A 12256-nucleotide genomic window follows, 5' to 3' on the forward strand; every position below is an offset into this window, starting at 1 on the left:
CTCCATGACCGTCTACTTCATCGGCGCCGGCCCCGGCGACCCGGAATTGATTACCATCAAGGGCCAACGGTTGATCCGCAGTTGCCCGGTGATCATTTACGCCGGCTCCCTGGTGCCCGCAGCGGTATTGGACGGCCATCAGGCGGAACAGGTGGTCAACAGCGCCGAATTGCACCTGGAGCAAATCATCGACCTGATCAAGGCCGCCCATGCCAAAGGCCAGGACGTGGCACGTGTGCATTCCGGCGACCCGAGCCTGTACGGCGCGATTGGCGAGCAAATCCGCCAGTTGCGCGAATGGGACATTCCCTTCCAGATCATCCCCGGCGTCACCGCAGTGGCGGCCTGCGCTGCGTTGCTGGAGGCCGAACTGACCCTGCCGGACATCGCCCAAAGCGTGATCCTGACGCGCTACGCCGATAAAACCAGCATGCCGGTCGGCGAAGACTTCGACAGCCTGGCCCGCCACGGCACGACCATGGCGATTCACCTGGGGGTCAATCATCTGGAAAAGATCGTCACCGAGCTGTTGCCGCATTACGGCGCGGATTGCCCGATTGCCGTGGTGCACCGCGCGACGTGGCCGGACCAGGATTGGGCGGTCGGCACGCTCGCTGATATCGCCGGCAAAGTCGCCGCCAAGGGCTTTCGGCGCACGGCGCTGATTGTGGTGGGTCGGGTGCTGGCCAATGACAGTTTCAGCGAGTCATCGCTGTATCGGGCTGGGCATGCGCATCTTTATCGACCTTAGCTTTTTTACCAGATGCGTGTATCAGCCAGCGGTCGAGGCGACTGAGGCACCGCTATCGGAAGCAAGCCCCACACCTAATCTTCCGTCTGAGATAAACAACGTAACCCACTGAATTAAAAGTATAAAAAACGGCGCTCACGGGGCGCCGTTTTTTATTTTCGCAGTGAACGCCTTACTCAGTAGTAGGCGTTTTCTTTCTGCGTATGGTCGGTCACGTCACGTACACCCTTGAGCTCCGGAATACGCTCGAGCAAGGTGCGCTCGATGCCTTCACGCAAGGTCACGTCGGCCTGGCCGCAGCCTTGGCAGCCGCCGCCGAACTTGAGGACAGCGATGCCGTCTTCGACGACGTCGATCAAGCTGACCTGGCCGCCGTGGCTGGCAAGCCCCGGGTTGATCTCGGTCTGCAGGTAGTAGTTGATGCGCTCGTTGACCGGGCTGTCGGCGTTGACATTCGGCACCTTGGCGTTGGGCGCCTTGATGGTCAACTGGCCGCCCATACGGTCGGTGGCGTAGTCGACCACGGCGTCATCAAGGAAGGCTTCGCTGAAGCTGTCGATGTACGCGGTGAAGCTTTTCAGCCCCAGGGCGGTGTCTTCAGGCTTCTCTTCACCAGGCTTGCAGTAGGCAATGCAGGTCTCGGCGTACTGGGTGCCGGGCTGGGTGATGAAGACGCGGATACCGATTCCTGGGGTGTTCTGCTTGGACAGCAGGTCGGCCAGGTAATCGTGGGCGGCGTCGGTAATGGTTATGGCAGTCATGGAAACTCCTCACAGGCTTGCCGGCAGTTTACGCCAAAATATTACGCAGGTACAAAGTCCGAGTATTTTTGTCGGAAAAGCGTCGACCTGCCTGTCAGAGGTTTTCATAACGATTCATGTCCAACACCCCCTCTTCCACAGGCGTTGTCTCGCGGATGTACTGCGACAAATCATGGAAATACTGCCAGAACAGCGGATGGCTGCGGCGCACGCCCCAACGATCAACGATGGCTTCGAACTGCTTGGCGTCCTTGGCCTGTTCCATCTGCGCAACGAATGCAGGCACTTCCCGGGCCGGGATATTGAACATGAAGTTGGGGTAGCTGCTGAGCACGCCCGGGTAAACGGTCAAGGTATCCAGGCCCGACTGATAGCGATAGGCCTCACCCAGCAGGAACGCCACGTTACTGTGGGCACGGTTGCGCAGCAGGCTGTAGACCATGCGCTGGCCGCTGGCGGTCTCGATACGCAACATCGTCGCTTCGGGCAATTGATCGATCACCTTGAGCCCCGCCGCCGGGCGCGAGGTCAGGCGACTGAGGGCCTGTTCCACATCCTGCAACGTCGCGGAGATACCGTTGCGTGAGCAATAGGCGCCCGCGCAACGGTTGATCGGGTCCGGGCTGGCATTCAAATCGCCGTAACGGGTGAGCAACTGGTTGGCAAAGTCGCGCTTGGGGTCTTTTTCATCCAGGTGCAGACCGCTCGGCTTGTCGTCGTCGATGGCTTCGTAGTCCAGCCAGAGTTTGATCTTGCCGCTGTTCTGGTACCAGTCGTCCATAAACCCGTCGCGGGTGTCGGCAGGCATCAGGCGCAGGAAGTTCTGCTCCGCGCCGTTGCGGATCAGGTCGAAGTACAGGCGGGTCTGGGCCTGGTGCGAGACGTTGCCGAACACATCGAAATTCACCGCCAACTGATAATAGGTGCGCTCCAACAGGGGGTAATCGAATAACCACATCGTCTGCGGCACTTCGCCGATCAGGCCCTTGGTCACCGACGCGCTGTCAAAGTGACGGAAGATGCTCAGCAAGGCACTGTCGTTACCCGCCCACAGGCTTGACCAACTCGGCGGTGGCAAATCGGCGTAACTGTCGCGGCGCAGCGCTTCATATTCGTTGCGCTTGTCGCGGTAGGCCAGCCACAGGCTCAGCACGCTGCCCACGTCGTCGTTTTGCCCCGGCATGGCCAACAACGGCGTCGCCTGGCCGCGATACCGCGCATCGGTGATATACAAATCATGGTCAGGGTCTTGGAACAGCGCCCAGAAATTGTCGCGGATCACGTCCGTGGCGATCTGCCCCCGGCACACCGGCCCGCGAATGAAGGTGCGCACGAAATATTCGGCGTTATCCAGCATGAACTGGTAACGGGCCTTGGCCGGGATAGCTTCGAACGTGTCGAACGGGTTGGCCCGACGCCCCGGCCCATAGCCCGGCAAGGCGCTGACCTGCCAGTTGCCGGCGTAGAACAGCGCCTTGATGCGCGCCATCTTCTGCGCACTGAACGGGTAAGTGATGTGGGTTTTATGCACGATCACGCCCTGCACCGGCCACAGGCGGTAATACACGCGGGTGCCGGGGTCGTCATTCGGACGGCGGGTATTGATCAAGTCGATCGGCTGCCCGCTTGGCGTACGCGAGCGCACCCACTGGAAGAAATGCCCCGGCTCGCCGCCCTCAAAGTAGAGATGGGCGAGAAACAAATGCTCGTACAGCCAGCGCGCCACCAGGCTTTCACGGGCGCCTGGCTGGTTGAACAGGTTTTCCCACTGCTGCACTTGCAAGGCTTCGCTGGCACTCGGCGCCAGGCCCTGTTCATCGATGGGCGCGCCGGAGGCCAGCCAGCGTTGCAGGGTTTGATATTGCTGGTCAGTCAGGCCGGTGACCGCCAACGGCATGCCTTCTTTGGGATGGCTGCCGGCGTAGGCGTTGAACTCGGCGGGCATGGCGCACGTGTTTTCGCGATTCAAGCCCAGCACGATGTCTTCGGGCAGCTTGGCGTTGGGTTGCAACGGCGCGTTATGGCCCAACTCCAGCATGCGCGCCATCAGCGCGGCCTGGCTGCCCTGGGCGTCGAGCACCGAATAAAAGCCCTTCTGCCGCCACGCCTGTTTGCCGAAGGCGTCATAGAACAAACGGGTAGTCGGCGTGGCCTGGCTACGCTCGCCGTCGTACACCGGGACTTTGCTCGCGCCGCGCGCCGCCCCTTCGGCGCTGCCCAGGTTGAGCTGGCAGGCGGAGTCGTAGCAGGCGTGACAGGCCACGCACTTTTCGGTGAAGATCGGTTGGATATCGCGGGTGTAGGAGATCGCCGGCGCGGGACCTTCAGCCTGGGCAGCGCTGGCAATCAAGGCCAGGAAGGCGCTGACGATAAGACGAAGTGACATGTATCCGGTCCCGATCAATACGTGCGGTAAAAAAGTGGCGGTGATTCTACCGGGCCATGACTCCGCCCAACATGAGCGATATTCATGCAAAACCCGCACATGCCGCAAATCCGCACAGGTTTGCTATGATCCACCCCCTCCGTAATGCCTGACCAGAGTAGTCCCATGTCCGATCGTAGCGCTCGTCTGCAAGCCCTTCACCACGCCCTCAAGGAACGCATCCTGATCCTCGACGGCGGCATGGGCACGATGATCCAGAGCTATAAACTGGAAGAGCACGATTACCGTGGCAAACGCTTCGCCGACTGGCCGAGCGACGTCAAGGGTAACAACGACCTGCTGGTGATCACCCGTCCGGACGTGATCGGCGGCATCGAGAAGGCTTATCTGGATGCCGGCGCCGACATCCTCGAAACCAACACCTTCAATGCCACGCGCATTTCCATGGCCGACTACGGCATGGAAGAGCTGGCCTACGAGCTGAACGTCGAAGGCGCACGCCTGGCACGCAAGATCGCCGACGCCAAGACCGCCGAGAACCCGGCCAAGCCACGCTTCGTCGCCGGCGTGCTCGGCCCGACCAGCCGTACCTGCTCGCTGTCGCCGGATGTGAACAACCCCGGCTACCGCAACGTGACCTTCGATGAGCTGGTGGAAAACTACACCGAAGCCACCAAAGGCCTGATCGAAGGCGGCGCCGACCTGATCCTGATCGAGACCATCTTCGACACCCTCAATGCCAAGGCTGCGATCTTCGCCGTGCAAGGGGTGTTTGAAGCACTGGGCATCGAACTGCCGATCATGATCTCCGGCACCATCACCGACGCCTCCGGCCGTACGCTGTCGGGCCAGACCACCGAAGCGTTCTGGAACTCCGTGGCCCACGCCAAGCCGATCTCGGTCGGTTTGAACTGCGCACTCGGCGCCAGCGAACTGCGCCCTTATCTGGAAGAGCTGTCCAACAAGGCCAACACTCACGTCTCGGCGCACCCCAACGCCGGCCTGCCCAACGAATTCGGCGAGTACGACGAACTGCCGTCGCAAACCGCCAAGGTCATCGAAGAGTTCGCCCAGAGCGGCTTCCTGAACATTGTCGGCGGCTGCTGCGGCACCACCCCAGGCCACATCGAAGCCATCGCCAAGGCCGTGGCCGGTTATGCCCCGCGCCCGATCCCGGACATTCCCAAGGCCTGCCGCCTGTCGGGCCTGGAGCCGTTCACCATCGATCGCAGCTCGCTGTTCGTCAACGTCGGCGAGCGCACCAACATCACCGGTTCCGCCAAGTTCGCCCGCCTGATTCGCGAGGACAACTACACCGAAGCCCTGGAAGTCGCGCTGCAGCAGGTTGAAGCCGGCGCCCAGGTGATCGACATCAACATGGACGAGGGCATGCTCGATTCGAAGAAGGCCATGGTGACCTTCCTCAATCTGATCGCCGGCGAGCCGGATATCTCCCGCGTGCCGATCATGATCGACTCCTCCAAGTGGGACGTGATCGAAGCCGGCCTCAAGTGCATCCAGGGCAAGGGCATCGTCAACTCCATCAGCATGAAGGAAGGCGTGGAGCAGTTCATTCACCATGCCAAGCTGTGCAAGCGCTACGGCGCCGCGGTGGTGGTGATGGCCTTCGACGAAGCCGGCCAGGCCGACACCGAAGCACGCAAGAAAGAGATCTGCAAACGCTCCTACGACATCCTGGTGAATGAAGTCGGCTTCCCGCCGGAAGACATCATCTTCGACCCGAACATTTTTGCGGTCGCCACAGGCATCGAGGAGCACAACAACTACGCCGTCGACTTCATCAACGCTTGCGCCTATATCCGTGACGAACTGCCGTACGCGCTGACCTCGGGCGGCGTGTCCAACGTGTCGTTCTCGTTCCGCGGCAACAACCCGGTGCGCGAGGCGATCCACTCGGTGTTCCTGCTGTACGCCATTCGCAACGGCCTGACCATGGGCATCGTCAACGCCGGCCAGCTGGAGATCTACGACCAGATCCCGGCCGAGCTGCGCGACGCGGTGGAAGACGTGGTGCTCAACCGCACCCCGGACGGCACCGACGCCCTGCTCGCCATCGCCGACAAGTACAAGGGCGACGGCAGCGTCAAGGAAGCCGAAACCGAAGAATGGCGTGGCTGGCCGGTGAACAAGCGCCTGGAACACGCGCTGGTCAAGGGCATCACCACGCATATCGTCGAGGACACCGAGGAGTCGCGGCTGTCGTTCGCGCGCCCGATCGAAGTGATCGAAGGTCCGCTGATGTCCGGCATGAACATCGTCGGCGACCTGTTCGGCGCCGGCAAAATGTTCCTGCCGCAGGTGGTCAAATCCGCCCGTGTCATGAAACAGGCCGTGGCCCATCTGATCCCGTTCATCGAACTGGAAAAAGGCGACAAGCCGCAGGCCAAGGGCAAAATCCTGATGGCCACGGTAAAGGGTGACGTACACGACATCGGCAAGAACATCGTCGGCGTGGTGCTCGGTTGCAACGGTTATGACATCGTCGATTTGGGCGTGATGGTACCGGCGGAGAAGATCCTGCAAGTCGCCAAAGAGCAGAAGTGCGACATTATCGGCCTGTCCGGGCTGATTACGCCGTCCCTGGACGAGATGGTGCACGTGGCCCGTGAGATGCAGCGCCAGGATTTCCACCTGCCGCTGATGATCGGCGGCGCGACCACCTCCAAGGCGCACACGGCGGTGAAGATCGAGCCCAAGTACAGCAACGATGCGGTGATCTACGTCACCGACGCCTCGCGCGCAGTGGGCGTGGCCACGCAGTTGCTGTCCAAGGAACTGAAGGCCGGCTTCGTCGAGAAAACCCGCCTGGAATACATCGACGTACGCGAGCGCACCTCCAACCGCAGCGCCCGCACCGAACGCCTGAGTTACCCGGCGGCCATCGCCAAAAAGCCGCAGTTCGACTGGAGCAGCTATACCCCGGTTGTGCCGACGTTTACCGGCGCCAAGGTGCTGGACAACATCGACCTCAACGTTCTGGCCGAGTACATCGACTGGACACCGTTCTTTATCTCCTGGGACCTGGCCGGTAAATTCCCGCGCATCCTCACTGACGAAGTGGTGGGTGAAGCCGCCACCGCGCTGTATGCCGACGCCCGCGAAATGCTGCGCAAGCTGATCGATGAAAAGCTGATCAGCGCACGTGCCGTGTTCGGTTTCTGGCCGACCAACCAGGTGCGGGACGATGACCTGGAAGTCTACGGTGACGACGGCCAGCCGATTGCCAGGCTGCACCACCTGCGCCAACAGATCATCAAGACCGACGGCAAACCGAACTTCTCCCTGGCCGACTTCGTCGCGCCCAAAGACAGCGGCATCACCGACTACATCGGTGGTTTCATTACCACCGCCGGCATCGGCGCCGAGGCAGTGGCCAAGGCTTACCAGGACGCGGGCGACGACTACAACTCGATCATGGTCAAGGCCCTCGCCGACCGCCTGGCCGAAGCCTGCGCCGAATGGTTGCACCAGCAAGTGCGTAAAGATTACTGGGGCTACGCCAAAGACGAGCAGCTGGATAACGAGGCGCTGATCAAAGAGCAATACAGCGGCATCCGCCCTGCCCCCGGTTACCCGGCGTGTCCGGATCACACCGAGAAGGCCCAGCTGTTCCAATTGCTCGACCCCGAGGCCCGCGAAATGCAGGCCGGTCGCAGCGGTGTGTTCCTGACCGAACACTACGCGATGTTCCCGGCGGCGGCGGTGAGCGGCTGGTACTTCGCCCACCCGCAGGCGCAGTACTTTGCGGTGGGTAAAGTCGACAAAGACCAAGTCACGAGCTACACCGCGCGCAAAGGCCAGGACCTGGCCGTGACCGAGCGCTGGCTGGCGCCCAACCTGGGCTACGACAACTAAGCCCGCCAGGATTGTCTATGCTGTCCCTCACACACCGGGTGTCGAGGGACTTATGGACGATCCAGTCAATAACAAACCGCCTTCCTTCTGGCAGATGCTGCACAGCGTGGTGGCCGCCGCCTTTGGCGTGCAAAGCGGCAAGAACCGCGCCCGCGACTTTACCCACGGCAAGCCCAGCCACTTTGTGATGCTGGGCATTCTATTCACGGGGGTGTTTGCCCTGACGCTATTCGGTATCGTCAAACTGGTGCTGCACCTGGCCGGGGTTTAAGGCACACAGGCGCACGCTTAACGCATCAACAATTCCAAGCCGAACGGGTAACGATAACCCTCGGGCTTGGCCTGCGCCGAAAGCGCCTTGAAGTTCACGCGATAGTGGTGTTTGGCCTGGAGTTCAAGCAGCTGTCGCGCCTGGGCCGGGTCTATCAGTTCGAACAGCGCCACCTGCGGTTCGTGGTCCCGATGACGGCGGATATCTATGCCCTTGGCATCATCGTTGATCAGCACCATGGCCCACCCGCCCAGGGTGAAATGCCCGGCGACCAGGCTCGACAAGCGCCCGTCCAGGCGCGCCTGCAGGATCTGCGGCGAGCTGTTGACCGCGCTGAACAGGACGTCCTTGCCCGGCGATCGCCCGCTGTCCTCAAGCGCTTGCATGGCACCCAGCGCCATCTGGTCATTGGCCGACCACACCAGCGCGGTCTGCGGATAGCGCTTGAACAGCTGCGTGGCCTGCTCAAAGGCGCGTTCGCGGGTCCACTCGCCGTAAACCAACTGGCGCAGTCGCACCTGGGGATGTTCGGCCAGCGCCCGGCGCAAGCCCTGCTCGCGCAGCTGCGCGCCCGGCGTGGTCTTGACCCCGGAAAACGCCAACAGGTCGAGGGATTCGCCCGGTGCAATGGGGCCGTGCTGACGCAACAGGTCAACGAGCATCAGGTAGCCGGCCCGTTCGTCATCGGCGACCAGGCTGCCGATCACATCAATGCCGCTTTGGGCGCCCAACAGGTGCGCCTGGTCGGTCGTCAGCGTGCTGTTGACCATCAGTAACTTCACCCCGCTGCCCTGCGCCATGCGCAGGACCTGGGGCGCCACGTATTGCTCATTGACCAGCACCAGGTAATCGGGCCGCCGGCCGCCTTGAAGAGCTTCACGCGCCTGGCTCAAGGTGTTCTGGTTATCGCGCTCGGCATAACGCACACGCAAATCCAGGCCGAGGTCCTTGGCCGCGGCCTGCATGAACTGCGTGTAGCCGACCCAGAAGGTTTCCGTCGACGTGCCTGGGTTGAGAAACACCACCGATGTCGCATGGGCCATCAACCCGAAGGTCGCTCCCCACAACCCCACAGACGCAATCAGAACCTTCAACATGCTGGCTTGAACCTTCAAAAGAAGCCGCCATGATAGTGGCAATGCGGCTGTCAATCGAGGTTCAGGCAACCCTGCTTATTGATGGCTGACCCAGAACACAGCGGTTCCCACTACCAGGATGATCAAGAACAGGATGGCCCAGGCGTCCACGGTACTGTCGGGTTTACGGGCTTTAGTCGGATTGCTCATCGCATCGCCTCTTGTCGGTTTTATAGGTGATTGCACTAAGACACGAGCACAGTAAAGTCCAGGATTGCCCGCATGACAAATGTGGGTATCGCGATAAACCTTCTCATTAGTCATTTTGGTTATGTGCATATACTCAAACATCACTTTTGCGCATAAACGCAAACTGGTATCGTGCGCCGGCTCCGTTGGGAGTGCGCGGCCGTGCGCGCAGATTTGCCGAGAACAGGACCTATATGTACGTATACGACGAATACGATCAGCGCATCATCGAGGACCGCGTCAAGCAGTTCCGTGATCAGACCCGACGCTATCTGGCAGGTGAACTGAGCGAAGAAGAGTTCCGCCCTCTGCGCCTGCAAAATGGCCTTTATGTGCAGCGCTTTGCGCCGATGCTGCGGGTGGCCGTGCCCTACGGCCAGTTGACTTCGCGCCAGACACGCATGATGGCCAAGATTGCCCGCGACTTCGACAAAGGCTACGCCCACATCAGTACCCGCCAGAACGTGCAGTTCAACTGGCCGGCACTGGAAGATGTGCCGGACATCCTGGCTGAGCTGGCGACCGTGCAGATGCACGCCATTCAGACCAGCGGCAACTGCCTGCGTAACGTGACCACCGACCAATTCGCCGGCGTTGCCGCCGACGAACTGATCGACCCGCGCCCGTGGTGCGAAATCGTCCGTCAATGGACCACCTTCCACCCGGAATTCGCCTACCTGCCGCGCAAGTTCAAGATCGCCATCAACGGCTCGACCTCGGACCGTGCGGCCATCGAAGTCCACGACATCGGCCTGGAGCCGGTGTACAACGCCGCAGGCGAACTGGGCTTCCGTGTGCTGGTGGGTGGCGGCCTGGGCCGTACGCCAGTGGTCGGCGCGTTCATCAACGAGTTTCTGCCATGGCCGGACCTGTTGAGCTACCTCGACGCGATCCTGCGGGTCTACAACCGCTACGGCCGTCGCGACAACAAATACAAGGCCCGGATCAAGATCCTGGTCAAGGCGCTGACCCCCGAGGTGTTCGCCCAGAAGGTAGACGCCGAGATGGAACACCTGCGCGGCGGCCAGACCACCCTGACCGAAGCCGAAGTGCATCGCGTCGCCAAGCATTTCGTCGACCCCGAGTACAAGGCCCTGAGCAACCAGGACGCCGAACTCGCCGCGCTCGACCAACAGCACCCAGGCTTTGCCCGCTGGCGTGTGCGCAACACCCTGGCGCACAAAAAGCCGGGCTATGTGGCCGTGACCCTGTCGCTCAAGCCCACCGGCGTCGCCCCTGGCGATATCACCGACAAGCAACTGGACGCCGTGGCCGACCTGGCCGAACGCTACAGCTTCGGCCAACTGCGCACCTCCCACGAGCAGAACATCATCCTGGCAGACGTTGAGCAGAGCCAACTGTTCACCCTGTGGGGCGAACTGCGTGAAGGCGGCTTCGCCACGCCGAACATCGGCCTGCTGACCGACATCATCTGCTGCCCGGGGGGTGATTTCTGCTCCCTGGCCAACGCCAAGTCGATCCCGATCGCCGAATCGATCCAACGCCGTTTCGACGACTTGGACTACCTGTTCGACATCGGCGAGCTGGACCTGAACATCTCCGGTTGCATGAACGCCTGTGGTCACCACCACGTCGGCCACATCGGCATCCTGGGCGTGGACAAGAAAGGCGAAGAATTCTACCAAGTGTCCCTGGGTGGCAGCGCCAGCCGCGACGCGAGCCTGGGCAAGATCCTCGGCCCGTCCTTCGCCCAGGAAGCCATGCCCGAGGTGATCGGCAAACTGATCGATGTGTACATCGAACAGCGCACCGAAGATGAGCGTTTCATCGATACCTACCAGCGCATCGGCATTGACCTGTTCAAGGAGCGCGTCTATGCAGCGAATCATTAAGAACAACGAAGTCGTCGACGAAACCTGGCACCTGCTGCCCAAGGACGCGAGCTTCGACGGTATTTCCAACTGCGACGACCTGATCGTGCCGTTGGCGCTGTGGCGCGAACACGGCCACGCCCTCAAGGCCCGTGACGGTGGCCTGGGTGTGTGGCTGGACGCGGATGAAGAAGCCGAAGAAATCGGTGATGACGTGCAGCACTTCCAAGTCATCGCCCTGAACTTCCCGGCCTTTACCGATGGGCGCAACTACTCCAACGCACGCCTGCTGCGTGACCGCTACGGTTACAAAGGCGAGCTGCGTGCGATTGGCGATGTGCTGCGCGACCAACTGTTTTACCTGCGCCGCTGCGGGTTCGATGCCTTCGCCCTGCGCGCCGACAAAGACCCGTACGAAGCGCTGGAAAGCCTCAAGGACTTCTCGGTGACCTATCAGGCCGCAACGGACGAACCGCTACCACTCTTTCGCCGACGCTGAGTAACAAATGTGCGAGGGGGCTTGCTCCCGATAGCGGTGGTTCAGCTACTTATCCGGTAACTGAAACTCCGTCATCGGGAGCAAGCCCCCTCTCACAGTGCAAACTCCTCACGTTCAGGATGGCGGGTTGATCTTGATCGACGCCAGCACCTGTTTCTGCCCCATGGAGCACGGCACGCCTTCCGGCTGCGCCCGTACCGCTTTGATCACGCCCAGCAATTGCGCCTTGTTGTGCGCCAACTGCGCCTGCATCACTTCGATCTGCGCCACCTTGCGCTCCAATGCCTCAATCAATTCCTCGCGCTTGTGCTCGCCGGGAGCCGGCATCAACGCCTTGAGTTCCTGCAAGGTGAACCCGGCCTGTTGCGCGCTCTGGATCAATTGCAGCGTCTGCAAGGCTTCGGGCGCATAGCGCCGATAACCGTTGGCCTGGCGGCCCACCTGGCTGATCAGCCCTTCGGCTTCATAAAAGCGGATACGCGATGCCGCCAGGCCGCTCTGTTTTGCCAGCTCACCAATATTCATCACAACACCTGCTTGACATTAAAGTTAACT

General features: G+C 61.2%; 9 protein-coding genes. 5 read left to right on the top strand and 4 right to left on the bottom strand.

What is annotated here, in order from left to right:
• Window positions 1–4: 4 nt before the first annotated feature.
• On the top strand, window positions 5–751 hold the full coding sequence (gene cobM, locus KSS96_RS16340; RefSeq protein WP_017528556.1) for a precorrin-4 C(11)-methyltransferase: 747 nt from the start codon (window positions 5–7) through the stop codon (window positions 749–751).
• Between the two features lie 176 nt (window positions 752–927).
• Here the strand turns inward: cobM and nfuA are convergent, their stop codons facing one another.
• Window positions 928–1512, bottom strand: a complete 585-nt coding sequence (gene nfuA / locus KSS96_RS16345) for a Fe-S biogenesis protein NfuA (RefSeq protein WP_017528557.1) — start codon at window positions 1510–1512, stop codon at window positions 928–930.
• Between the two features lie 94 nt (window positions 1513–1606).
• On the bottom strand, window positions 1607–3898 hold the full coding sequence (locus KSS96_RS16350) for a fatty acid cis/trans isomerase (RefSeq protein WP_068936627.1): 2292 nt from the start codon (window positions 3896–3898) through the stop codon (window positions 1607–1609).
• A 165-nt stretch (window positions 3899–4063) separates the two neighbouring features.
• On the opposite strand from KSS96_RS16350, the gene metH reads away from it, so the two are divergent.
• Window positions 4064–7774 carry a methionine synthase gene (metH, locus tag KSS96_RS16355; RefSeq protein WP_135196818.1) on the top strand — a complete coding sequence of 1237 codons (3711 nt, stop codon included), beginning with the start codon at window positions 4064–4066 and terminating at the stop codon, window positions 7772–7774.
• Between the two features lie 52 nt (window positions 7775–7826).
• Window positions 7827–8045 carry a DUF2970 domain-containing protein gene (locus tag KSS96_RS16360; RefSeq protein WP_065878864.1) on the top strand — a complete coding sequence of 73 codons (219 nt, stop codon included), beginning with the start codon at window positions 7827–7829 and terminating at the stop codon, window positions 8043–8045.
• Between the two features lie 17 nt (window positions 8046–8062).
• On the opposite strand, the gene KSS96_RS16365 is transcribed toward KSS96_RS16360, so the two are convergent.
• Window positions 8063–9142 (bottom strand): ABC transporter substrate-binding protein, encoded by a 1080-nt coding sequence (locus KSS96_RS16365; RefSeq protein ID WP_217855097.1) that lies wholly within the window; start codon window positions 9140–9142, stop codon window positions 8063–8065.
• 422 nt (window positions 9143–9564) lie between these two features.
• On the opposite strand from KSS96_RS16365, the gene KSS96_RS16370 reads away from it, so the two are divergent.
• Together KSS96_RS16370 and KSS96_RS16375 are read left to right on the top strand one after the other, a co-directional pair.
• Window positions 9565–11223 (top strand): nitrite/sulfite reductase, encoded by a 1659-nt coding sequence (locus KSS96_RS16370; RefSeq protein WP_065878862.1) that lies wholly within the window; start codon window positions 9565–9567, stop codon window positions 11221–11223.
• Entirely contained in the window at window positions 11207–11701 is a 495-nt protein-coding gene (locus KSS96_RS16375) for a DUF934 domain-containing protein (protein ID WP_017528563.1), read from the top strand. The genes KSS96_RS16370 and KSS96_RS16375 overlap by 17 nt, the downstream gene beginning before the upstream one ends.
• A 114-nt stretch (window positions 11702–11815) precedes the next feature.
• Here the strand turns inward: KSS96_RS16375 and KSS96_RS16380 are convergent, their stop codons facing one another.
• Window positions 11816–12226, bottom strand: coding sequence for a MerR family transcriptional regulator (locus tag KSS96_RS16380; RefSeq protein ID WP_135196820.1), 411 nt, complete (start codon window positions 12224–12226; stop codon window positions 11816–11818).
• Between the last annotated feature and the right edge of the window lie 30 nt (window positions 12227–12256).

The organism is Pseudomonas asgharzadehiana (genome assembly GCF_019139815.1).
Classification (GTDB): Bacteria; Pseudomonadota; Gammaproteobacteria; order Pseudomonadales; family Pseudomonadaceae; genus Aquipseudomonas; species Aquipseudomonas asgharzadehiana.